Origin of the sequence: Erythrobacter sp. 3-20A1M (assembly GCF_018636735.1) — a bacterium.
Classification (GTDB): Bacteria; Pseudomonadota; Alphaproteobacteria; order Sphingomonadales; family Sphingomonadaceae; genus Alteriqipengyuania.
The window spans coordinates 2,242,353-2,264,386 of record NZ_CP045200.1; the positions used below are offsets into that span (position 1 = coordinate 2,242,353).

The window sequence follows — 22,034 nt, forward strand, 5'->3', positions numbered from 1 at the left end:
TTCTGGGGTTCTGCGCCATGCGCTTTTCGGGTGCAACCGGTTACATCGCGGTTTTGCTGATCGCTGGTGCGAGGTGGAGGCGGCACCATTCGCGGCGGAGAGTGTTCAGGTGGGCGGATTTCGAGGCAGAAATAAGCTGCAACAGTTCTCGGATAATATTTCGACGAGGAGCTTAACTGGTCGAAAGCACCGACCCGGCCCTTCGATCAAGTATTGCCGCGGCGTTTACCGCGTTTTTACCCTCCAGTCCTATCGCTCGGTCTGAAACTATCGGCCATGCGAATGACGCGCAAGAACAAGCCAGCCCTGACCCCAGGGAAGACGGCGCTCCGGTTGCTCATCGCAGCCGCGATCGTGGCCGCGTTGAGCGCGCTAAGCCTGTTCAAGCCGATCGATAATTTCCTGTACGCCGTCCAGTATCTTCACGCACCCAGAGACGCTTCGGGCGGTAATGTTTTCGTTGGCTTGACCGAGAACCCAGCGGAAGCGAAGAGTGAAGTGGCCCGGCGAGAATTGCTGGATACGCTCGAGCTTTTGAACGAGGCGGAGCCCAGGGCGATCTATGTCCATGTGCCGGTCCCGGCTTCATCGTTTCCAGATATTGACCGAGAGATAGCCGCCGCTGTAGCTCGCAACTCTGCGAACATAGTTTTTATTGACAAGCTTTACGACGATTTCGAAGGAAACGCCCGCGTGCGTGTGACGAGCCCTGATATCAGGGGTTCCGCCCGCTCGGTTCCCAACGAACGATATCACGACTTCATGGGCTACAGCTGGGAAGCACCCCGAAAGCTGTCGGTGAGCGGGAAAGAAGAGATTGCTGCAGCCAGCGCCATAGCAGGCGTCAACCCTGGCTCGTCGCGGCCTTTCTTCATCGACTATCGTTACCGCATTTCCAGCATCGGGGCTTTTGATGCTGCCCAGCTCGCTGAACTGCCGCGCGAAACCTTGGCCGAAAAGCTCAAGGGTAAGACTATCGTCGTCGGTCCCATGGACGAGACGGAAAGCATACCCGGTCACCTCGATATTCCTGCGAGTTTCATCACGATACTGGCAGCCGAAACCCTTTTGGCCGGGCCGCCGGTCTTCGTCACCGCGTGGTATTTGGTACTCCTGCTCGGCCTAGTCATCGCCTTTGCGGTGTCGCGGGGTCAACCTCGCCTGACTCGCTGGGTCTTTCTCGGCTGCGTTATAGCGACGATAGTGCTGCCCGTGCTTGGCCCTCAAGTGGGAATTCTCATGCGCATGGGCGGTCCATTCATGTATCTGCTCGTTGCGGGCGGAATGATACTCCTCAACGCCCAGCGTCAGAGCGCGCGCAAATTCGATCCGCGCTTCAATCTACCGACGTTCGAGGCGTTGGAAGACGAACTGTCCGACGCGCCTCTCGACAGCGCGCTCGTTGTGGCGAAGGTGCAGAACTTCGACACCGTGCTCGCCGCGGTGGGGCCGAAGGAGCAGGCCGAATACGCGAAGCGGCTGGCGGATCGTTTCCGCGTGATCGATCCGCGGATGCCCGTGTACGTTTCGGGCAGCCATTTCGCATGGATCTCCCCGGCCATGCTTCGGGAGGATCTCGAGAGCCATTTACTTGGCCTTCGCGCGCTGTTTTCCGAACCGATCAAGGTGGAGGACGTACCGATCGACATCGGTGTCACCTTCGGCATCGATGCGACCTCCGAGGCGAACCCGTCCGCCAAGATCGCCCAGGCGCGCTCGGCGGTCAATGCGACCAATCTGGCCGATCTGCCGGTGGTATTCGCGGAAGCGAATACTTCGCCCAATCGCATCTGGAGCCTCTCGCTTCAGCACAAGGTCGACAAGGCACTGGCGGAAGGCCGCATCTTTCCCGTCTACCAGCCGCAATTCACCGGGAGCGATCATCGCCTGCACGGTGTGGAGGCACTGGTCCGCTGGATCGATGAAGAACGCGGGGTGATCTCCCCGGGCGAATTCATCGGCCAGTGCGAAAAAGCGGGGCGGATGGAGGCGATCACCCAGACCGTGCTGCGCCAGTCGATGCGGGAAATGTGCGAGGCCAATGTCGACGGCCTGCAGCTGTCGGTGAATGTGTCGGCCACGCTTTTGCACGACCACCGCCTGGTCAGGATCGTGCGCGATACTCTCGACGAAAGCGGCTTCCCCCCATCTCTGCTCGTTCTCGAAGTTACCGAAAGCTGGCGCATCATCGATGAGCGAGTCGCTCTTAGCGTCATGAACGAGATCGCCTCGCTCGGCGTGCGGTGGTCTATCGACGATTTCGGAGTTCAGTCGGCGACGATGGAGACGTTGCTGAAGTACCCCTTCAGCGAGGTGAAGATCGACCGGGTCTTCACGCAGGCCATCTGCACTTCGAAGAAGGCATTGGCCATGGTGCGCATGATTTGCGCTTTCGGCAAGGAACTGAATATCGACGTGGTCGCCGAGGGGGCGGAGGATCAGGCGACCCTGCGCATGCTCGAGAAGGCGGGATCCCCCCGCGTTCAGGGCTTCGTGCTGGCTCGGCCGATGGGTATGGACGAGGTTGCGCAAAGATGCGTTGCGGCGAAACCATCGGTTTTAGGAGCGCAGCAGATCGCAGGGTAGATGGGATAGGTAAGCGCACGCTGCGAAAGGTTAACACTTTACAAACCGAAATGGTAAACATAAGGTAAATCCTCACAACAGGAGGATTTGCTATGCTTATCGCCATTTTCGATATCTGGGACTATCTCTTCGGCGGTCGCCGCAAGTAACAAGTCGCTGAAAAGATACGATTTGCAAGGGCCCCGTTCGGGGCCCTTGTTCGTTTCGGAGGTTGCGAGTTTGCGGTTTTAGGTGCGATCCAGACCGATTCGGTCGATGCTTCGTTAACGGCCGATTGCGTTAATCAAGGCGGCCGAGCTTCGCGAAATCTCCCTCGAGCCAGCCCAGCGGCTCGGCGGGCTCTTGCGTATCCCCACCGATCACGCGCTCGACCGTACCGACGAACATTTCATGGGTGCCGAACACCAGCGTTTCGTCAACGCGGCAGAAAAGGTTCGAGCACGCGGACGTCAGATATGGCACCCCCTCGGCGAATCCCCATTCGTCGGAGCGGAAACGCTCCTCGCGCAGCGTGCTGTCCGAAAACAGGCCGACGAAGCCGGTCTGCGAAGTGCCGAGCAGGTTGATGCAGAACCGCCCGGCGCGCGACACGGCGCCGTGGGTTGTGCTCATCCGATTGATCGCCACCAGCATCGATGGCGGTTCCATGCTGGCCGGGATGACCGCCGACGCCACCATTCCCGCCGGGTGATCGCCCTGCGGATCGCAGGTCGTGATGAGCGACACGGGACCGGGCAGGCGGCGCAATGCCGAGCGCAGGCGCCCGGCGAGGTCCCGATCGTCCCTCATTGTATCCATCTCGTTTGCCTGTGCGGGCGTATTCTCGTCCATCGGACACAGGGTAGGGCGCGCCAGGTCCGGCGGCAAGACCGGCTACCCCGCGTAGGGCAAATACCGCCATTTCAGCCAGACCGATTTCCCTTGCGAAATGTCCATGCGATGCGACACTTGCGCATGTCCGGAGCGCGCGGGGCTCGCGCGCCGTTGCCAAGAGGTTTCGCTTGCCATTTCCCTTCTCCGCCATCGTTGGTCAGGATCGCCTGAAGCACGCGCTGCTGTGCGCGGCCGTCGATCCGAGCTTGGGCGGGGTACTGGTGATGGGCGACCGGGGCGCAGGCAAATCGACTGCCATTCGCGGGCTGGCGGCGCTTCTCCCTGAGCTCGAGGCAAACGCGGACTGCCGGTTCGGCTGCGCCCCGGCGCCGGTTTCCGCATGGTGCGAGGAATGCCGCGAGCGCAAGCCGACGAAGACGGTCGCGCGGCAGGTGCCGATGGTCGATCTTCCGCTCGGCGCAGGGGAGGAACGGGTCACCGGCGCGCTCGATCTGGAACGTGCGCTGAGGCATGGCGAGAAGGCGTTCGAACCGGGTCTGCTCGCCCGTGCGCATCGCGGGTTCCTCTATATCGACGAGGTCAATCTGCTGGAGGATCATCTCGTCGACCTGCTGCTCGACGTCGCCGCTTCGGGTGAGAACGTGGTCGAGCGCGACGGGCTATCGGTGCGGCATCCGGCGCGCTTCGTGCTGGTCGGTAGCGGCAACCCGGAGGAGGGCGAGCTGCGCCCGCAGTTCCTGGACCGCTTCGGTATTTCGGTCGCGATTACTACCCCGACCGACCTTGCCGACCGGATCGAGATCGTGAAACGCCGCGACGCCTACGACCGCGATCCCGACGGGTTCGCCAAGGCATGGCGGCGCAAGGACCTGGCGGTGCGACGCCGGATCGTGAACGCCCGCGAGGCGCTGGCCGATATCACGATCCCGGACGAGGTGCTGGAAGCGGCGGCGAGGCTGTGCCTTGCGCTCGGTACAGACGGCTTGCGCGGGGAACTGGTGCTGATGCGCACCGCGCGCGCCTCCGCCGCGCTGGCAGGCAAGGGGGAGGTCACGGTAAGTGATCTGAAGGACATCGCTCCCCTGGCGCTCTCGCACCGGATGCGGCGCGATCCGCTAGAGAGCGGCGACCCGAAGGCGCGGATCGAGCGCGCCATGGCCGAAACACTCGCGTGACCGGTCACGGCCCTGCCGGCGAGAGGGCGTGGCGCGACGCGATGATGGCTGCGCGGCTGATGGGCGCGGGGCTGGGCGCGGTGGTTGTGAGGGCGCGGCCGGGCTTTGCGCGCGACGCTTTTCTCGAGCGGGTGACCGGCACCATCGGGCGCGAAATCCTCCGCCTGTCGCCAGAAAGCGATGTGGCCGCGCTGGCAGGCGAGACGGACCTGTTCACCAGTCTGGCCACCGGCCGTACGGTGCGCCATCGCACCCTTGCCGAGCGGGCGCGGAGCAAGCTCCTGCTGGTAACCGGGGGCGAGCGCCTGCGGCCCGACCTCACGGCGCTGCTCGCCGCTACGCTGGAACAGGCGGACGAAGACGCGCGGACTGTGCTGATCGACGAGGGCGGGGAGGGTGACGACGCGGCATTGCCGCCATCCCTGGCCGCCCGCGCGCCGGTGTTGCTCGATCTCCATCGCGTGGCGCTGGCGGACATTTCCGCCGGAGAACCCACACCTGCGCCGGGCGAAGTGAGCGAGTCCGACCTGGAGACGCTAGCTGAGGCGTGCGAGCGGCTGGCGATCCGCGATCCGCGCGCTCTGCTCCACGCATGGAACGTCGCACGCGCGGCGGCGGCGCTGTGGGGCCGGGCGGAAGCGTTCGGGTTCGTTGCCCGCACCGTCCTCGCACCGCGCGCCACGGCTTTGCCCGAGACCGAAGGCGAACCGCCGGAGCCGGAACCGCAAGAGCAAACCAACGACGGGGGCGGGTCCCGCGAGACCGACGATAACGACGACATGGCACCGCCCGACGCGCGCGAGATCGTGGTCGAGGCGCAGGCCGCGGCACTGGCATCCGGCATCGCTTCCGCGCATCGCGGCGGATTGCGCGGAGCCGGGGCGGGCAGCAGCACGGCGAAGAGGGGCATGGCGGCCGCGCGCGGGCGCCTGGGGCGCAGCCGCAAGGGATTGCCGCGCGACGGGCGCCGGCTCGACCTGCTCGGCACGCTGATCGCCGCTGCGCCGCGTCAGGCACGAGGCGGGGGCGAGAGGCTGCAAATCCGGCGCGACGACATCCGCTATCGCGAGCGCCAGCCGCAACAGCGCAGCGCGACGGTGTTCGCCATCGACGCCTCGGGCTCGGCGGCGCTGGCCCGGCTGGCCGAGGTCAAGGGTGCGGTCGAGCAATTGCTCGCCGAGAGCTACGTCCGCCGGGACGAGGCCGCGCTGGTCGCCTTTCGCGGGGAGCAGGCGGAGACAGTCCTGCCGCGCACCCGCTCGCTGGCCCGCGCGCAGCGCCTGCTGGCGGGGCTGGCGGGCGGAGGGGGCACGCCGCTCGCCGCGGGAATGCGCGAGGGATTACGCGAAGCGCTGGCCGCGCGCGTGGCGGGCCGGGCGGTGCTGCTGGTCGTCGTTACCGACGGCGGCGGCAATATTGATCTGGAGGGTCGGCCAGACCGTGCCCGGGCGCAGGAAGACGCCTTGGCGGTGGCGGAGAGCGTCGCACGGTCCGGCATTCCGGCACTGGTGGTCGATTGCGGCGCGCGCAGCCGCCCGGTCGTTCGCGAGCTCGCGGCGGCGATGAAGGCCCGGTACTACGCGCTGCCCCGGCTCGACCGCGAAGCGCTCTCGGGTGTTGCCAGCGCGGCGCAAGCCCGGGCCCGCGCCGCATGAGCCGCCCCGACTGGCAGCGCGAGGGCCGCTCATGGCCGAACCGCGAGGCGAGTACGTTCGTCCGCGCGGGTAGCCATCGCTGGCATGTCCAGCGCGGCGGCAGCGGTCCGAGAATGCTGCTGCTCCACGGCACCGGCGCGGCGACGCATAGCTGGGGGCCGATCTGGCCGCTGTTGGCGGAACGTTTCACCCTGCTTGCGCCCGATCTGCCCGGCCACGGTTTCACCAGCCCGCGCGCCAGCGGTATCCTGTCGCTGCCCTATGTCTCGCGCGCCGTGGCGGACCTATTGCGCGAAGAGGACTTCGCCCCGCACTATGTCCTCGGCCATTCGGCGGGTGCGGCAATCGCGCTGCGCATGGCGCTGGACGGATTGATTGCGCCGGAGCGGATCGTGGCGCTGGCGGGGGCGATCCTGCCGATAGGCGGCGCGGCGCGGCACCTGTTTCCGGCCGCGGCGAAGCTGCTTTTCCTCAACCCGCTGGTGCCATCACTGATGGCATGGCGCGCGCGCAGCACCGGCGCGGTGGACCGGATGTTGGCGCAGACGGGCTCGCGGATCGACGCCCGCCAGCGCGACCTTTACGCCTCGCTGTTCCGGCATTCGAGCCATGTCGATGCCGCCTTGGCGCTGATGGCGAACTGGGATTTGGAGGCACTGGCGCGCGACCTGCCGCAGCTGGAGACACCGCTCACCCTGCTGGTCCCGGAAGGCGACGGCTTCGTCCCGCCCGCCCAGCAGCGCGAGGTGGCGAAGGTGGTCGAAGGCGCCGAAGTACGGGCGCTGCCCGGTCTGGGGCATCTGGCCCACGAAGAAGATGCCGAAGCGGTCGCGCGGGCAATCGAGGGAGTGGTGGCTGACGCGATCGGGGAATGATCTCTGTCGACCCGATCCCGCAATCAACCGTCGTTTCGTTCTTCCACCAAGTAGTTCGTTCGATCGAACAGTCAAGGTGGGGACGCGCATTTTTGCGCGCCCCTTGGCCCCGCGTAGTCGCCGCCCTAGAGATGTGCGACGCAGATCGAGAGGATAGAACATGACCCGCTCCGCCCCCGCGCTCGCCGCTCGTTCCTGGCTCTTCGCCCCCGGCGACAGCGAGAAGAAGATGAACAAGGCGCGCGACGGGGAGGCGGATATCGTGCTGCTCGATCTCGAAGATGCGGTGGCGGAAGGCGCGAAGGCCGATGCCCGCGCGCTGGTGGCCGATTTCCTCGCCGACAACGCGGCGCAGGCGGAGCGGCTGTGGGTGCGCGTCAATCCGCTGGACGGGCCGCATACGCTGGACGATCTGGTCGCGATCATGCCCGGCCGCCCGGGCGGCATCATGCTGCCCAAGGTCAACGGGCGCGCCGACGTGGAGCGGTTCGACGCATACCTCACCGCGTTCGAGGCGGCGAACGGGATCGAGCGGGGCAACACGCCCGTGGTGGTGCTGATCACGGAAACCGCCGAGGCGATGTTCCATACCGGCGATTACCAGGGCGCGCCGCGCCTCGTTGGTCTGACCTGGGGCGCGGAAGACCTCGCCGACAGCGTGGGCGCAGCGAGCAATACGGAACCCGACGGGTCCTATTCCTTCACCTTCGAACTGGCACGGAGCATGACGCTGCTGGGTGCGGCGGCGGCGGGTCTGCCCGCGATCGAGACGATCCACGGCGATTTTCGCGATACCGAAGGGCTGAGGGCGCGGGCCGAGAAGGTCCGCCGGGGCGGCTTCTCCGGAATGCTGGCGATCCACCCGGCGCAGGTCCCGGTGATCAACGCGGCGTTCTCGCCGAGCGAGGAGGAAATCGCCAAGGCGCGCGAGATCGTGGAGCTGTTCGCCGCCAACCCCGACGCCGGGACGATCGGCTGGAAGGGCGGGATGCTCGACCGCCCGCATCTGTCGCGCGCGCAGCGGCTGTTGCAACGCGCCGAGCGGGACTAGCGCTCAGGCGGCGGCCGGGGCCTCTTCCGCGCCATCGTCGCGATAGCGGCGGTCGGGGCGGCCGCGCAGCACCCACCACACGATGCCGGTGGCGACCGCTCCGCCAACGACGTTCGCGGCCAGCTCGCCCGCATAGATAGCGTCGGAGCCCCAGCTCCCGCGTAGCAACCAGGCGAACGGCATCATCACCAGGAACACCCGCGCGAAGCTCTGCGCCAGCGCGAGCCCCGCGCGGTCGACCGCGTTCAGCACGCCATTGCCCACGATCAGCAAGCCGTATCCGGCATAGCCCCATGCCGCGATGGTGAGATAGCGCGCGAATTGCGCGATCACTGCGGGCTCTTCGGTGAAAATCCCGGCGAACCAGCGGGCGGAGGACCAGAGCAGCACCGCGATGGCGAGGCCGTAGCCGACACAGAACGCGCCCGCCCCGATCGCCGCCTTGCGGGCGCGGTCGGGCTGGTTGGCGCCCCAGTTCTGCCCGACGATCGCGCCGATCGAGCCAGAGAGGCCGAGCAGCGGCACAACGGCGAAGCTCTGCAACCGGCCCGCCGCGCCGAACCCCGCGACTGCGGCCTGTCCCTCCACCGCGACCAGCGCGGTCAGCACCGACAGGCCGATGGGATTGATCGCGTTGGAGAAGGCGGCGGGCGCGGCCACCCGCGCGATCGCACCCAGCGTCGCGCCGATGTCGCAATTCTTCAACAGGGTGGGGTCGAGCTTCAGCGGGGTGCGATGCACCAGCCACGCCGCGACGACGATGGCGATGGCCCAGCCGATCAGCGTCGCGTAGGTAGCGCCCGCGATGCCGAAGCCGTCGAACCCCAGCGCGCCCGAAATCAGGATCGGATCGAGCACCCAGTTCACGACGGCGTAGGTAAGCGAGAGATAGCTGGTCTTGCGCGCTTCCCCCTGGCCGCGCAGCACGCCGTTGAAGCCCATCATCAGCAACAGCAGCGGCAGGCCCAGCGCGTAGGGTCGCATATAGGCGCGGATCAGCGGCAGCGTGGTGGCGTCCGCATTCATGAGCCGGAACAGCGGGTCGAGGATTGCGAACAGGCTCAGGCCCAGCGCCACCCCGATGCCCAGCGCCAGCGCGATGCCGAAATTGCCCAGCCGCGCCGCCTTCCGACTGTCGCCTTCGCCCAGCGCGCGCGCGACGACCGAATTGATCCCGACCATCACCCCCACGCCCAGGCTGGAGAGCGCGACCGTGATCGGAAAGATGAAAGAGATCGCCGCCAGCTCCGCCCCGCCGAGCCGGCCGACGAAATAGGCGTCGATCAGCCCGACCGACATGAGTGCCGCGACCCCGATCACCATGGGCGCGGTCTGCCCGACGAGATGGCCGGGAATGCTCCCGCGGGTCAGCTTGGCCGTCTCGCTCATGCGAGCGGCCCTAGCGCGGGGGTGGGACCGGGCAAAGCGCCGTCAGTCCTGCCGGTCGCTGTCGAGACTTTCCTGCGCGATTTCCTCGGGCATCGCCGGGCGGCCCGGCACGGTGTACCCATCGTTGAACCACTGCGCGAGGTCGCGGTCGCGACACCGGGGCGAGCAGAACGGCGCGTGCTCGTCGGAGCGCGGCTTGCGGCAGATGGGGCAGGGCTTGGGCGAACTCATCGCTCGACAAGCTGGGCATGACCGGCCTCGATCGCAAGGGCGGGGGCGGTCTGCACCCGCACCTCGCGGCCCGTGCGGCGGGCGAGTTCGGCCAGCCATTCGGGCTTCAGCTTGGCCTTTATCGCGGGGTGGCAGGTGATCAGCGTGGCCCCTGCGCCCTCCAGCCGCTCTGCCCGGCGCAGCAGGATGCGCGCGGCCGCACCGATCCGAGCCCGGCCGATCCGCTGCAGCAGCGAGGGGCCGGTCAGCCGCGCGACCAGCTGGACGAAGCCAAAGCCGTTGATCGCGGTGCGCTCGTGCGGCCAGTCGGCCAGCGCGTCGGCCAGCGCGCGGTCGATCGCCTGCCGCGCCGGTTTGCCCTCCGGCGTCGGGAAGTCGATGCCTACCACGCCGCCCATGTCGAACCGGCGCAGCGCGCTGGCGATGGCGGGTATCGCGGCCAATGAGAGATCGCGGGCGTCCCCGTCGATATCGATCAGAGTCATCGCGGGCGTATCGGCGAAAAGCAGCGAGCCGCCCGCGAAATCGACCGCGCCGCTCCACGCGTCGGCGAACAGCGCGTCCCAGTCGCCCTCCGGGAAGGAGCGGACGGTTTCGACCGAATGCCCTTCGTCGCGCAGCCGCTCGGCGAGCGTCGGTGCCGGGCGCAGGCTCTCTTCGGTTGGGCGACCCTGCGCGCGCTTCAATCGCCCGCGCTCGGCAATCGCGGAGCGGGTTATCGCCACCCGCATGCTCGCCCCTTCGCTGGCGTCGCGGGGCAACCGGTCGAGCAGAATGTCTTGCCCGCCATCGGTCTGCGCCATGCCGCGCGCCGAACCGGCGCTGCGCTGCACCAGTTTCACCTCGATCACCTGCCCGGCCGCGAGCCGTCCGGGCCAGTCGAGCTTGGCGGCGGCGATCTGGCCGTTCTCCAGCCGGATCGCGCGATGCTCGCCGATGCCCTCCTCGACCAACCACTCAGCCAAGGGCGAACCCTGCTGCCTTCAGCAAAGCGCGCGTTTCGTACAACGGCAGGCCGACGACGCCCGAATGGCTCCCCTGCAGCCAGCTGACGAGGCCCTCGGCCGCGCCCTGGATCGCGTAGCCGCCCGCCTTGCCATGCCACTCGCCGGTGGCGAGATAGGCGGTTAGTTCCTCGTCGCTCAGGCGCTTGAACTTGACCTGCGTCTCGCTCACCCGCTCGCGGATCGAGCCGTCGGGCGCGGCGAGGGCGATGGCGGAATAGACGGTGTGGCGGCGGCCCGACAGCAGCGTCAGGCAGTCGCGCGCAGTCGCCTCGTCCTCCGCCTTGGGCAGGATGCGGCGCCCAGCGGCGACCACGGTGTCGCCCGCCAGCACGAAAGACTTGCCATCGGTGCAGGCGAGCGCCTTCTCCCGCGCCATGCGCAGGGCATAGGGGCGCGGCAGCTCGGTGCGCTGCGGCGTTTCATCGATATCGGCAGGATTGACCGCGTCCGGCGCAATGCCGAGCCGGGCGAGCAGGTCGCGGCGGCGCGGACTGGCGGAAGCGAGGACGAGCCCGGGCTGCGTCGCCAAGGCTTATTGCGGGCCCGGACCGCCGCGGCCGGGCATGAAGCGATAGGTGATCCGCCCCTTGGTCAGGTCGTAGGGCGTCAGTTCGACCAGCACCTCGTCCCCGGTCAGCACGCGAATGCGGTTCTTGCGCATCTTGCCGGCGGTATGGCCGAGGATCTCGTGGCCGTTTTCGAGCTCGACCCGGAACATCGCGTTGGGCAGCAGCTCCACCACCTTGCCGCGCATTTCGAGGAGTTCTTCTTTGGCCATGTAAGTCCCGGTTCATCCTGTGATCACTAGTCGGAGCCGCGCCCTTAGCGCCGCCATTGTCAAATGGGAAGCCTCGGGAACGCATGGCGAAGATGGGTGTAACGACAAACCGATACAAGGCATCCGGTTGTCACGCGCCGATCGCCCCGCCAGATGCGGGTCAGGGGCAGGGCTACAGTTACCAAGGAAATGCAGTCTTGACCCGCATGCTCACTTTTTCCGCGCTCGCCATCGTTCTTGCCGCCCCCGCCATGGCGCAGGAAACCGCGCCGGTCGCCCAGACCGATACCGATGGCGGCGCACCGGGCGCGGCTCAGGACGATGCGGCCCAGGACGACACCAACGTCATCGTGGTCACCGCCCGGCGCCTGCGCGGCGAGATCGAGACCGATGTTCCGCCGATCGCGGAACTGGACGAAAACGACATCAAGGCGACGGGGGCCAGCTCGATCGCGGACCTCGTCAGCACGCTCGCCCCCGCCAGCAATTCGGCGCGCGGGCGCGGCAGCGGCCAGCCGGTGTTCCTGATCAACGGGGTGCGCGTGGCCAGTTTCCGCGAGTTCCGGTCCTACCCGCCCGAGGCGATCCAGAAGGTGCAGGTCCTGCCCGAACAGGTCGCCCAGCGTTACGGCTATTCGCCCGACCAGCGGGTCATCAATTTCATCCTGAAGGAGAATTTCTCCAGCAAGGAAGTCGAGCTGGAATACAACCAGCCCGATCGCGGCGGCAATTCCCGCAACGAACAAGAGCTGACCTATCTCAGGATTCTCGAAAACAGCCGGCTGAACGCCAATCTCGAACACACCGGCACCTCGCTGCTGACCGAAAGCGAGCGCGACATCGTGCAGGAGGCGGGCACGCCAGCGGGCGCCGGGCTCTATCGCAGCCTGGTCAGCGCCAGCGACGATTACGAGGCGACGCTCAACTGGACCAAGCCGTTCGAAAGCAACGGCGCGTCGCTCAGCCTCAACGGCACGTTCGAACGCAGCGACACGCGCGCGCTGGCGGGCTACGACGCGGTGCGATACCTGGCGGACGGTACGCTGAGGGCGCTGGAGCGCGACGGCCGCAGCGACAGCTATTCCGCCGCCGCGACCTATACCAGTCCGCTCGGCCCGTTCCAGTTCACCGGTACGGTCGATTCCACGCTCGGCAATTCGCGCACCTTCGTCGATCTGCCGGGCGGCGGCCGCGCGCGCGCCGACAGCGATACCTTCGCGCTGGTGAGCAAGGCGACCGCGCAGGGCAATGTTCTGCTGCTGCCCGCCGGCGAGGTCGGGCTGACGCTGGACGCTGGCTTCAAGTACAACGGGATCGACAGCACCGACACGCGTACCCAGACCGATACCGAGCTCGATCGCAGCCGTCTGAGCGCCAGCACCACGCTGGTCGTGCCGCTGACCAGCCGCCGCGAGGGGTTTGCCGACGGGCTGGGCGATTTCTCGCTCAACCTGCAGGGCGGGGTCGACCGCCTGTCGGATTTCGGCACGCTGACCGAATGGAGCGCGGGGCTGAACTGGAATCCGACCGAGCGACTGTCGTTGCAGGCGACCTATATCCGCAATCAGGAAGCGCCCAGCCTGACGCAGCTCGGCGCGCCGCAGATCACCGAGTTCAGCCAGCCCTATTTCGACGTTACCACCGGCCAGACGGTGCTGGTCGACGTGCTGACCGGCGGCAATCCCAACCTGCTGGCCGAAACGCAGAACGACTGGAAATTTTCGGTCAACTGGCGCCTGCCGACGATCGCCGAATCGCGCATCAACGTCGATTACGTGCGCAACCGGTCGAGCGATGTGACCGCATCCTTCCCCCAGCTTACGCCCGCGATCGAGGCGGCCTTCCCCGGGCGCATCACGCGCGCTGCCGACGGCACGCTGGTCGCGATCGATGCCCGGCCGGTGACGTTCGCGGAAACGCGCGCCGACCGGCTGAGCATCGGGTTTTTCATCAACGGCGCGATCGGCAGCAAGCCGGATCAGCCGGAGGGCGAGGGCGGCGGTCGCCGTGGCGGCGGCAATCCGTTCGGTCGGGGCAACGATCCGCGCCCGCGCTATTTTCTCAGCCTGTCGCACAACATAGAGCTGAACAACGAGATCCTGATCGCACCCGGCGTGCCGATCCTGGACCAGCTGGACGGCGATGCCACCGCTTCGCTGGGCCTGCCGCGCAACACCAGCCAGCTGGAAGCGGGGCTGTTCTTCCAGGGCTATGGCGTCCGCGTATCGGGACGGTACACCGGCAGCGCCTTCGTAGGCGGCAGCACGCTGCCGGGCAGCACCGATCTGTTCATCGACGATCTGGCGACGGTCGATCTGCGCCTGTTCGCCAATCTCGGCGAGATCACCGGCAAGGACGAGGGCTTCCTGAAGAACCTGCGCGTCAGCCTGCGCGCCGACAACCTGTTCGACGGGCAGCGCGTGGTGCGCGATTCGACCGGCGTGATCCCGCTGCGATACCAGCCGCTGCGGCTCGATCCGAACGGGCGCTATCTCGGGATAGAGCTGCGCAAGGTGTTCTGATCGGCGGATAAGCGGCGGGCGGGCGCGTTTTCAAACGCGCCCCGACGCCCTATCTAGCGCGGCATGGCTCGCACCCCGGCAGGCACTCCCCACGATCCGCGCGGCAAGGAACGCTTCAACGAGGAGCGCGCCGCCTACACCGTCGCCAGCGCGCAGCCCGACCTGGAGGCGGGCGTCACCGCCATCCGCGAGACGGTGAAGACGCTGAAGCCCAAGCCGGGCGTGTACCGCATGCTCGATGCGCGCGGCGACGTGCTGTATGTCGGCAAGGCGCGCAGCCTGAAGGCGCGGGTGGCGAACTATACGCAGGTCCCCGCGCTCTCCAGCCGGTTGCAGCGCATGGTCAGCCAGACCCGGCGGATGGAGATCGTCACCACCAACAGCGAGGCGGAGGCCCTGCTGCTGGAGGCGCAGCTGATCAAGCGCTATCGCCCGCCCTACAACGTGCTGCTGCGCGACGACAAAAGCTTCCCCTTCATCCTGCTGCGCGCCGACCACGACTTCCCCCGTATCCAGAAACATCGCGGCGCGCGCCGGGCGAAGGGCAATTATTACGGCCCCTTCGCCAGCGCCGGGTCGGTCAACACCACGATCAACGCGCTGCAGAAGCTGTTTCTGCTGAGGAGCTGCACCGACAGCTTCTTCGCCAATCGCGACCGGCCCTGCCTGCTCTACCAGATCAAGCGCTGCTCAGCCCCGTGCACGGGCCGCATCGACGAGGCGGGCTACGACGCGCTGGTGAAACAGGCGAAGGACTTCCTCGGCGGCCGGTCCAGCGCGGTGCAGCAGGACCTGGAAAAGCAGATGGCGAAGGCGGCGGCGGACCTCGATTTCGAGACCGCGGCGATCCTGCGCGACCGGTTGCGCGCCGCGACCTTCATCCAGGGCAGCCAGGCGATCAACGCCAGCGGCGTGGGTGATGCCGATGTGTTCGCGCTGGTGGAGAAGGGCGGGCAGATCGCGGTCCAGGCCTTCTTCGTGCGCGGCGGGCAGAATTGGGGCCACCGCGCCTTCTTCCCCACCCACACGCAGGATGTCGAGGCGGACGAGGTGCTCGCCCGCGTGCTGGCGCAATTCTACGAAGAGGTGCCGCCGCCGCGCACCGTGCTGGTCGATCGCGAACTGCCCGAACTCGAGCTGCTCTCGCAGGCGTTTTGCGAACTGGCGGGGCACAAGGTGGAAATCTCCGTCCCGCAGCGCGGCGACCGGCGGCGTCTGATGGAGCAGGCGAGCCGTAACGCGACCGAGGCGCTCGACCGGCGGCTGGCCGAAAGCGGCACCAAGGCGCGGCTCAACCGCGAGCTGGCCGAATTCCTCGAACTGGACGAACCGCCGCAGCGGATCGAGATCTACGACAATAGCCATATCCAGGGCGCGAAGGCGGTCGGCGCGATGGTCGTCGCCGGGCCGGAGGGTTTCGAGAAGGGCCAGTACCGCAAGTTCAACATCAAGACCGCGCAGACCAACGACGATTTCGGCATGATGCGCGAGGTGATGGGGCGGCGGTTCAGGGCGCTGGTGGAACTCGACCGCGAGGATGCAGACCCACCCCCGGCCCCTCCCGCAAGCGGGAGGGGAGCGAGGCTTGCCGAGCCGTCAGACGCGGCTAGCCGCAGCGGGGTGGGCAGGCGCGGCCACGAAGCGATCTGGCCCGACCTCGTCCTCATCGACGGCGGCAAGGGCCAGATGACCGCAGTGCGCGAGACGCTGGAGGAGCTCGGGATCGAGGATGTGCCGTTGATCGCCATTGCGAAGGGCCCGCATCACGGTCGCGAGGGGCGCGAGGTGTTCCACTTCCCCGACGGGCGCGAGAAGACGCTGCCGGTCAACTCGCCGCTGCTGTTCCACCTCCAGCGCCTGCGCGACGAGGTCCACCGCTACGTCATCGGTGCCCACCGCGCGAAGCGCAGCCGCGCGATCACCGCCAGCCCGCTGGACGAAATTCCCGGTATCGGCCCCTCGCGCAAACGCGCACTGCTGCTGCATTTCGGCACCGCGGGAAAGGTCCGCGCGGCGGCTCTGGAAGACCTGCAACGCGCGCCGGGCATCAGCGCGGGCGTGGCGCAGAAGGTGTACGATTTCTACCACGCGGGCGGGTGAGGGGACGGGGGTTAATGGCGCAGTGGCGGACCGTCGAGTTTTAGGCCTTCAATCGACGCTTTATTGTCGTCGCTATCAAGAACAGCCCACCCAAAGCACCAGTGAAATAGCTGACAGAATGCGCCCACAGCGCGAAGGCAAAGGCGGACCATTTGCTGCTGGGGATGATAGCACCCCAATCGCCCGGCAGTTCCATTATCTTCATCGCAACAAGCGACGCGCCCGCGATTCCTGACAGCAACGCCGCGCAGCCTGACAGCGCCATCAGGAGCATGATCGGTCGCCGCAATTGCGTGAGTCCCAGCTTCGCCTTTCGCCCGATACGTGCGGCCGCAGCCAGTGAGACCCCGAGTGGCAGACCGACCCACCAAGTCGCAATAATGCCCCAGCCCAAGGCAAGCAGAAACGGGGATTCTGTTGGGAATACTGGAGGGTGAGCGATAGTGAAGTATTCGACACACACATGCGCGGTGACTTGATCATGTAAGATACCGTAAATCACCGCAGCCAAAGTGGCGAACCCGATAATCTTAACCGCCTCCAAGCTCTCAGCCCCCGCCTCTTCACTACGGATACGCGGTAGCCTGTTCTGTGTTCGCTCGCTACCTGCTTTCCCGCCATAACGTCGCCCCGGACTTGATCCGGGGCGGTGCTTCTTGCGGCGCGTTGCCGGGTCGGGCCTACACCGCCGCAAGTCCAGCACCGGCCCCGGATCGGTGTCCGGGGCGACGGATAGTCAGGTCAGCGTGTCGTAGAGGTCGTTCCAGTCGGGGTTGGCCCTCTCGACCAGGGCGAATTTCCATTCGCGCCGCCAGCGCTTGAGGCGTTTTTCGTGGGCGATACATGCGTCGATCGGTTCGCCGAACTCCGCCCAGACGAGGCGGGTGAGGCCGCGCCGGGTGCAATAGTCCGAGCCGGTGCCGTTGCGGTGTTGCGCGACGCGGCGCGCGAGATCGCTTGTCATGCCGACATAGAGTGCGCCGCGATAGCGGTTGGTCATGATGTAGACCCAGCCGCCCTGTGTTTCGCGATCCATCGGCGGAGTTGGAAGCAGCAACGACCCCGGGTCAAGCCCGGGGTGACGAAATGTTGGGGCTTCCGCCTCCGCGGTCGTCGCCCCGGCCTCCGAGCTGGGGTGGTGCTTTATTGGGATGCGACGCGGGGTTGAGACATCCGTCCACGGTCAAGCACCGGCCCCGGATCGGGGTCCGGGGCGACGGAGAGGGTGGGTAATTCGCTTTCCTACTGGCCCCGGTTCGTGGCTTATTCTTTCGCATGAAGCACTTTTTCCGCATACGATACGACCCCGCGCGCGGCGCTACGCCCTCGCGGAAAGTCACATTTGGCCCCCGCGAATGGCGCATTGAGCGCGGCCTATGGCACGTCGTCCGGCAGGTCGGGTGCCATGCCAGGACGCGGCAGAAACCTAGCAATTCCGCGCTTTTCGCGCTTCTCGCCCGCCCGCACCATGCAGGTGACGGCGCAGCAGGATTGGCGAAAGTCACACTTTTCAAAAACGCGTTTCGCGTTCCATCCTGTTGGGTATGTGCAACCTCGTTTGCCGTCCGCAGCCCTGTCGATCCGGTGTGCCGGCGGCGAAGCGATCAATACCCCATGTTAACCAGTCGCGCCTATGCCGTGATCGATGACCCAAATGGCGGATCTCTATCTCGACATTTCGAGCGTGGAGTCGGGCGCGCTGCCGGCGGAGCTGCAGGAGAGCATGGTCCGCCATCGGCGCCATGTCGGCGATCTTGCGGACAAGATGCGCGCGATGGGAATGGACGACGACGCCATCGAGCTGGGTCTCACCAGCTCATGGAAAGCTATCGGAGCGAATTGTCGGCAGCCCTGCGCCGGATGAATGGAGCTTGGCTGTGATACACGTCAAGCTGGGCGACGAGGTCGCGCGCCAAGCTGCGCTCGATCGCCTCGAGGTGCTCGACACCGGGCGTGAGGAGCATTTCGACAAGATCGCCGGCCTGGTCCGCGCGGTATTCGAGGTGCCGATCGTTACCGTCTCGCTGGTCGATCGCCATCGCCAGTGGTTCAAGGCGAAGATCGGCATCGCTGCGAGCGAAAGCGCGCGTAACACGTCGTTCTGCACCCAGACGGTGGAGCGCGCCGAGCCATTGGTGGTGCCCGATGCGCTGGCCGACCCGCAATTCGCGGAAAATCCATCGGTCCTGGGCGAACCTTACCTGCGTGCCTATGCCGGCGCGCCGCTACGCACGTCCGACGGCTACAATGTCGGGGCGCTGTGCGTGATCGACACGCGCCCGCGCACGTTCACCCCGCAGCAGATCGACTTGCTCAAAAGCTTCGCCAGCCTCGTGGTCGACGAGCTGGAACTGCGCCAGATTGCCCGGTCCGACCAGCTGACCGATGCCCTGACGCGGCGCGGCTTCTTGGCCGAGGCGACCAAGGAAATCCAGCGCTTCCGCCGGCATGACAGCATCGGCACGGTCGCCGTGCTCGATATCGATCACTTCAAATCGATCAACGACAGGCACGGCCATCCGGCGGGCGATGTGGTACTGCGCGAACTGGCGGACCGTATTCACGGCGAGTTGCGGCCCAACGATGTGCTGGGGCGGATCGGCGGAGAGGAATTCGCGGTGCTGTTGCCGCAAACGGCGGACGAGGCGGCGATGGCCGCGGTGGAACGCCTGCGTGTCGCGGTCGCCGAGCGGCCATTCACCTTGCAGAGCGGCGTCGAACTGCCGGTCACCGCGAGCTTCGGCGTGGCCAAGCTCTCCGACGCCGTGGCGACGCCGGAGGAATGGCTCGCGCGCGCCGATGCGCCGCTTTACCAGGCCAAGCGCTCGGGCCGCAATCGCTGCGTTTCCGCCGAGGCGGTGGAGCGCGCCGCCGCCTGACGGCCCTCAGTCCCCGACCCGCTTCAGGTCGAGGTCGTGGAAGTCGTAGGAGAAGTCGGTCAGGTCGCTGATCGCCTTCATGGTCATGCCCGTGACCTTGCCGCCCGCGACCGTGAAGTCGACGAAGGCATCCGCCTTCAGCGAGCTGTCGGGCCAGAATGCGGCGAAGCGGTCGCCGTCGTAATGGGTCAGGTCGCCGTCGAGAATCTCGCTGCGGCCCATGTCGATGAAGAGGCCGCCGGTGTCGGTCATGCGGATGCGCACCTCGCCATACCACGGGTCGCGATAGGTGCCGACATAGGCCGACAGCGGCAGGCTGGCGGGCTGCGCGTCGGCGGGCGGGCTGGCGGCGGTGTCGGCGAGGAGCTTGGTCCCCTCCGCCTCGCGCTTCGCGAAGGCGCCGCCCCATTCGCCGATGAAGTCGTGATCCTGCCGCCCCAGCAGCGCGTCCGCCATCGCGAAGTTGAAGGTGGAGGGCGCGCCGCGATAGTCGTTGGTGGCGCTGAACAGCACGATGTTCTCTTCCGGGATGATCATGAAATTGCTGACCACCCCCGGCGCCCCGCCACCGTGGCTGACCAGCAGCCGGCCTTCGAAATCCTGCACGTTCCAGCCGAGCGCGTAGAGCTCCAGATGCGAGACGCCTGCCTCGCGCAGACTGCCGCTGACGGTTTCGGGGGTGACGCCTTTCCACACCTCGGCGGCCTGCTTCTCGCTCAGCAAGCGCTTGCCGTCGGCGGTGACGCCGCCATCGAGCCAGAAGCGGCCCCATTTCATCATCCCCTCGGTGTCGCACCAGATGCCGCCCGCCGGGTTCCAGGTTTCCGAGAAGGCGAGGCGCTCGTCGATCGGCACGCCCGCATCGGCCCCGGCGGCGCGCTCGTGCCCGGTGACGAAGGGTTCGTCCGCCGGGATCAGGTTCTTGCTGGCGACGCACTCGCCCATGCCGACGGGTTTGAGGATGTTGGCGGTGACAAAATCCGACCAGCTCTGACCGGAAACGCGCCGCACAATCTCGCCCGCCACCACGTAGAGCAGGTTGTCGTAGGCGTATTCGGCGCGAAAGCCGGTTGTGGGGCGCAGCAGCGGCAGCGCCTTGATGATATCCTCCGGCTTCGCATCGCCGTCGGGCCAGATCAGCAGGTCGCCCGCGCCCAGCGGCAGGCCGGAGCGGTGGGTGAGCGCGTCGCGCATGGTGAAATGCTCGCTGACCCAGGGATCGTACATCGCGAATTCGGGGATGTAGGTTCGCACCGGCGCGTCCCAGTCGACCTTGCCCTGGTCGACCAGCATGGCGAGCGCGGTGGTGGTGAAGGCCTTCGAAATGCTGGCGATGGGGAACAGCATGTCCTGCGTCACCGGGCGGTTGGTGCCTTCCTCCGCCAGCCCCCGTGCGCCCTGCCACACGGTCTTCCCGTCGATCGAGACGGCGGCCACCATCCCGGTCGAATCGTAGGCCTGCATCGTGCGCTGGAGCGCCGCGTCGTAATCGGGCGCGGCGGCGGCGGTGGCGACGGCCGGCGGTGTGGGCGGCACGGGCGGCGTCGGGGTGTCCAGCTGCGTATGCGCGCAGGCGGCGAGGGCGGTGGAAAGGAGCAGCGCTGCCCCGGTTCTGGCGAAGGTCATGGTCGTCGGGCTCCCGTTTATCGGACGCCCTTATGCAGGCTTTGGCAGGGCTGGCAAATCGCCCTATCGCTTCTCGCGCGCGCGGCGGATCATGCCCTCCTGCGCGACGCTGGCGACCAGCGTGCCATTGCGATCGAATATCTGCCCCCGGTTGAAGCCGCGCCCGTTCCCGCTCCACGGGGAATCGGTCGAATAAAGCAGCCACTCGTCGGCGCGGGCCGGGCGGTGGAACCACAGCGCGTGGTCGAGGCTGGCGCTGATGAGCTCGCCCCGCATCCACGAAACGCCGTGCGGCATCACCGCCGTGCCCAGCAGATTGAAGTCGCTGGCGTAGGCGATCACTGCGCGGTGCAGTGCCGGATCGTCGGGCAGTGGCGCGACGGCCCGGAACCAGACCTGCGTTCGCGGCGGCTGCGGCTCGCTGGAGGTCCAGTGCATCGACCCGACCGGGCGCAACTCGACCGGGCGTGGGCGCAGGAAGAAGGTGACCTGCGCCGGCTTCAACCGGTCGCGATAGTGCTCGATCACCTTCTCGCGCGCCTCTTGACCGGTGGGCAGGTCCTCGGGCGGGGGCACGTCGGGCATTGCCGGGTCCTGGTGCTCCAGGCCCTGTTCGGGCCGCTGGAAACTGGCGGCTAGGTTCAGGATCGGGCTGCCGTCCTGACTGGCGACGACGCGGCGATTGGCGAAGCTGCGCCCTTCGAACTGGCGATCGGTGGCGAGGTCGATCGGCACGCCCTCGGTCCCGCCGCGCAGGAAATAGGCGTGCAGCGAATGGGCGACCTTGTCGTCCTCGATCGTCGCTTGCGCCGCCTGCAGCGCCTGGGCGATCACCTGTCCGCCGAACACGCGGCCAACCCCGTCCTTCTTCGGCGGGGCCTGGAAATGATCTGCGCCCAGCCGCTCCACCGTGAGCAGGGTCACGAGGTCTTCGACCAAGGCTTGGGGCGTGGGTTCGGTTTCGCTCATGGAGATGCGCATTGCGTGGCTGCCACGCGCCGGTCAAGTCGCGGCGCCGACCTCGCTCAGGGCTTCGCCGGGCCGAAGGTGCGGCGCCAGGCGCGGTATCCCAGCGACTTCACGCGCTTGCTCGCCGATCACCGCGAGGACGAGCAGTTCGCCATGGGCATGCAGTGTGGGGATCTTCACGCTGCTTTCGGGATCGAATTGCGCCAGTGTTGGGGCTGTCGCGCAGCCTTGGAAGAAGGGATGGGGCTCCCCGCACGCCGCGCAAGCGGCGAAGCTTTGGGGAAGCGGTAGAATGCGCCACTTCTCGGGGAAGCGCGGATACGAAAAACCCCGCCCCGATCGCTCCGGACGGGGTCT

20 protein-coding genes are annotated in these 22,034 nt (G+C 67.0%); 9 read left to right on the forward strand and 11 right to left on the reverse strand.

Going from position 1 to position 22,034, the window contains the following annotated elements:
• The first annotated feature begins 282 nt into the window (after nucleotides 1-282).
• A complete protein-coding gene (locus tag F7D01_RS10980) occupies nucleotides 283-2,586 on the forward strand; it encodes an EAL domain-containing protein (RefSeq protein WP_215227593.1) in 2,304 nt (767 codons plus the stop codon).
• 279 nt (nucleotides 2,587-2,865) lie between these two features.
• Here the strand turns inward: F7D01_RS10980 and F7D01_RS10985 are convergent, their stop codons facing one another.
• Nucleotides 2,866-3,375, reverse strand: coding sequence for a flavin reductase family protein (locus F7D01_RS10985; RefSeq protein WP_251566764.1), 510 nt, complete (start codon nucleotides 3,373-3,375; stop codon nucleotides 2,866-2,868).
• A 212-nt stretch (nucleotides 3,376-3,587) separates the two neighbouring features.
• On the opposite strand from F7D01_RS10985, the gene bchI reads away from it, so the two are divergent.
• From bchI to F7D01_RS11005, 4 genes are all read left to right on the forward strand, one after another.
• Nucleotides 3,588-4,595: a magnesium chelatase ATPase subunit I gene (gene bchI / locus F7D01_RS10990; RefSeq protein WP_215227595.1), complete on the forward strand. Its 1,008-nt coding sequence runs from the start codon at nucleotides 3,588-3,590 to the stop codon at nucleotides 4,593-4,595.
• Nucleotides 4,592-6,250 carry a VWA domain-containing protein gene (locus tag F7D01_RS10995; protein ID WP_215227596.1) on the forward strand — a complete coding sequence of 553 codons (1,659 nt, stop codon included), beginning with the start codon at nucleotides 4,592-4,594 and terminating at the stop codon, nucleotides 6,248-6,250. Before bchI ends, F7D01_RS10995 begins: the two co-directional genes overlap by 4 nt.
• Nucleotides 6,247-7,125 carry an alpha/beta fold hydrolase BchO gene (gene bchO / locus F7D01_RS11000; protein WP_215227597.1) on the forward strand — a complete coding sequence of 293 codons (879 nt, stop codon included), beginning with the start codon at nucleotides 6,247-6,249 and terminating at the stop codon, nucleotides 7,123-7,125. The genes F7D01_RS10995 and bchO overlap by 4 nt, the downstream gene beginning before the upstream one ends.
• Nucleotides 7,126-7,285: 160 nt before the next feature.
• A complete protein-coding gene (locus F7D01_RS11005; RefSeq protein WP_215227598.1) occupies nucleotides 7,286-8,176 on the forward strand; it encodes a CoA ester lyase in 891 nt (296 codons plus the stop codon).
• Nucleotides 8,177-8,179: 3 nt separating this feature from the next.
• Here the strand turns inward: F7D01_RS11005 and F7D01_RS11010 are convergent, their stop codons facing one another.
• Genes F7D01_RS11010 through infA form a run of 5 tightly spaced genes read right to left on the reverse strand, consistent with a single transcriptional unit; the run spans nucleotide 8,180 to nucleotide 11,581 of the window.
• Nucleotides 8,180-9,565: an MATE family efflux transporter gene (locus tag F7D01_RS11010; RefSeq protein ID WP_215227599.1), complete on the reverse strand. Its 1,386-nt coding sequence runs from the start codon at nucleotides 9,563-9,565 to the stop codon at nucleotides 8,180-8,182.
• A gap of 42 nt (nucleotides 9,566-9,607) precedes the next feature.
• Nucleotides 9,608-9,796 (reverse strand): DNA gyrase inhibitor YacG, encoded by a 189-nt coding sequence (locus F7D01_RS11015; protein ID WP_215227600.1) that lies wholly within the window; start codon nucleotides 9,794-9,796, stop codon nucleotides 9,608-9,610.
• Nucleotides 9,793-10,761 carry a ribonuclease gene (locus F7D01_RS11020; RefSeq protein WP_215227601.1) on the reverse strand — a complete coding sequence of 323 codons (969 nt, stop codon included), beginning with the start codon at nucleotides 10,759-10,761 and terminating at the stop codon, nucleotides 9,793-9,795. The genes F7D01_RS11015 and F7D01_RS11020 overlap by 4 nt, the downstream gene beginning before the upstream one ends.
• Nucleotides 10,754-11,332 carry a nucleoside triphosphate pyrophosphatase gene (locus tag F7D01_RS11025; protein WP_215227602.1) on the reverse strand — a complete coding sequence of 193 codons (579 nt, stop codon included), beginning with the start codon at nucleotides 11,330-11,332 and terminating at the stop codon, nucleotides 10,754-10,756. The genes F7D01_RS11020 and F7D01_RS11025 overlap by 8 nt, the downstream gene beginning before the upstream one ends.
• Before the next feature lie 3 nt (nucleotides 11,333-11,335).
• Nucleotides 11,336-11,581: a translation initiation factor IF-1 gene (gene infA / locus F7D01_RS11030; RefSeq protein ID WP_057883479.1), complete on the reverse strand. Its 246-nt coding sequence runs from the start codon at nucleotides 11,579-11,581 to the stop codon at nucleotides 11,336-11,338.
• A gap of 206 nt (nucleotides 11,582-11,787) precedes the next feature.
• On the opposite strand from infA, the gene F7D01_RS11035 reads away from it, so the two are divergent.
• Both F7D01_RS11035 and uvrC read left to right on the forward strand, forming a co-directional pair.
• Nucleotides 11,788-14,103: a TonB-dependent siderophore receptor gene (locus tag F7D01_RS11035; protein ID WP_251567287.1), complete on the forward strand. Its 2,316-nt coding sequence runs from the start codon at nucleotides 11,788-11,790 to the stop codon at nucleotides 14,101-14,103.
• A 63-nt stretch (nucleotides 14,104-14,166) separates the two neighbouring features.
• Nucleotides 14,167-16,203, forward strand: coding sequence for an excinuclease ABC subunit UvrC (gene uvrC / locus F7D01_RS11040; RefSeq protein WP_215227604.1), 2,037 nt, complete (start codon nucleotides 14,167-14,169; stop codon nucleotides 16,201-16,203).
• A gap of 40 nt (nucleotides 16,204-16,243) precedes the next feature.
• Here the strand turns inward: uvrC and F7D01_RS11045 are convergent, their stop codons facing one another.
• Together F7D01_RS11045 and F7D01_RS11050 are read right to left on the reverse strand one after the other, a co-directional pair.
• Nucleotides 16,244-16,747 (reverse strand): hypothetical protein, encoded by a 504-nt coding sequence (locus F7D01_RS11045; protein ID WP_215227605.1) that lies wholly within the window; start codon nucleotides 16,745-16,747, stop codon nucleotides 16,244-16,246.
• Between the two features lie 192 nt (nucleotides 16,748-16,939).
• Entirely contained in the window at nucleotides 16,940-17,239 is a 300-nt protein-coding gene (locus F7D01_RS11050; RefSeq protein WP_215227606.1) for a GIY-YIG nuclease family protein, read from the reverse strand.
• Between the two features lie 609 nt (nucleotides 17,240-17,848).
• Between F7D01_RS11050 and F7D01_RS11055 the strand changes: the two genes are divergently transcribed.
• Nucleotides 17,849-18,067 (forward strand): hypothetical protein, encoded by a 219-nt coding sequence (locus tag F7D01_RS11055; protein WP_215227607.1) that lies wholly within the window; start codon nucleotides 17,849-17,851, stop codon nucleotides 18,065-18,067.
• 13 nt (nucleotides 18,068-18,080) lie between these two features.
• The gene (locus F7D01_RS11060; protein ID WP_215227608.1) at nucleotides 18,081-19,082 is read left to right on the forward strand and encodes a sensor domain-containing diguanylate cyclase; all 1,002 of its coding nucleotides are present in this window, start codon (nucleotides 18,081-18,083) and stop codon (nucleotides 19,080-19,082) included.
• 6 nt (nucleotides 19,083-19,088) lie between these two features.
• Here F7D01_RS11060 and F7D01_RS11065 read toward each other — a convergent pair whose 3' ends face one another.
• From F7D01_RS11065 to F7D01_RS11075, 3 genes are all read right to left on the reverse strand, one after another.
• A complete protein-coding gene (locus F7D01_RS11065) occupies nucleotides 19,089-20,708 on the reverse strand; it encodes a serine hydrolase (RefSeq protein ID WP_215227609.1) in 1,620 nt (539 codons plus the stop codon).
• A 63-nt stretch (nucleotides 20,709-20,771) separates the two neighbouring features.
• Nucleotides 20,772-21,677, reverse strand: a complete 906-nt coding sequence (locus F7D01_RS11070) for an acyl-CoA thioesterase II (RefSeq protein ID WP_215227610.1) — start codon at nucleotides 21,675-21,677, stop codon at nucleotides 20,772-20,774.
• Between the two features lie 33 nt (nucleotides 21,678-21,710).
• Nucleotides 21,711-21,857, reverse strand: coding sequence for a hypothetical protein (locus F7D01_RS11075; protein WP_215227611.1), 147 nt, complete (start codon nucleotides 21,855-21,857; stop codon nucleotides 21,711-21,713).
• Nucleotides 21,858-22,034: the final 177 nt, after the last annotated feature.

What these genes read in the sequence shown, in the direction of transcription:
- F7D01_RS11050 (WP_215227606.1), bottom strand. Translation starts at nt 17,239, where the DNA reads ATGGATCGCGAAACACAGGGCGGCTGGGTCTACATCATGACCAACCGC.
- F7D01_RS10985 (WP_251566764.1), bottom strand. Translation starts at nt 3,375, where the DNA reads ATGAGGGACGATCGGGACCTCGCCGGGCGCCTGCGCTCGGCATTGCGC.
- F7D01_RS10980 (WP_215227593.1), top strand. Translation starts at nt 283, where the DNA reads ATGACGCGCAAGAACAAGCCAGCCCTGACCCCAGGGAAGACGGCGCTC.
- F7D01_RS11065 (WP_215227609.1), bottom strand. Translation starts at nt 20,708, where the DNA reads ATGACCTTCGCCAGAACCGGGGCAGCGCTGCTCCTTTCCACCGCCCTC.
- infA (WP_057883479.1), bottom strand. Translation starts at nt 11,581, where the DNA reads ATGGCCAAAGAAGAACTCCTCGAAATGCGCGGCAAGGTGGTGGAGCTG.
- F7D01_RS11010 (WP_215227599.1), bottom strand. Translation starts at nt 9,565, where the DNA reads ATGAGCGAGACGGCCAAGCTGACCCGCGGGAGCATTCCCGGCCATCTC.
- uvrC (WP_215227604.1), top strand. Translation starts at nt 14,167, where the DNA reads ATGGCTCGCACCCCGGCAGGCACTCCCCACGATCCGCGCGGCAAGGAA.
- F7D01_RS11015 (WP_215227600.1), bottom strand. Translation starts at nt 9,796, where the DNA reads ATGAGTTCGCCCAAGCCCTGCCCCATCTGCCGCAAGCCGCGCTCCGAC.
- bchO (WP_215227597.1), top strand. Translation starts at nt 6,247, where the DNA reads ATGAGCCGCCCCGACTGGCAGCGCGAGGGCCGCTCATGGCCGAACCGC.
- F7D01_RS11035 (WP_251567287.1), top strand. Translation starts at nt 11,788, where the DNA reads ATGCTCACTTTTTCCGCGCTCGCCATCGTTCTTGCCGCCCCCGCCATG.
- F7D01_RS11070 (WP_215227610.1), bottom strand. Translation starts at nt 21,677, where the DNA reads ATGAGCGAAACCGAACCCACGCCCCAAGCCTTGGTCGAAGACCTCGTG.
- F7D01_RS11055 (WP_215227607.1), top strand. Translation starts at nt 17,849, where the DNA reads ATGACCCAAATGGCGGATCTCTATCTCGACATTTCGAGCGTGGAGTCG.
- F7D01_RS11005 (WP_215227598.1), top strand. Translation starts at nt 7,286, where the DNA reads ATGACCCGCTCCGCCCCCGCGCTCGCCGCTCGTTCCTGGCTCTTCGCC.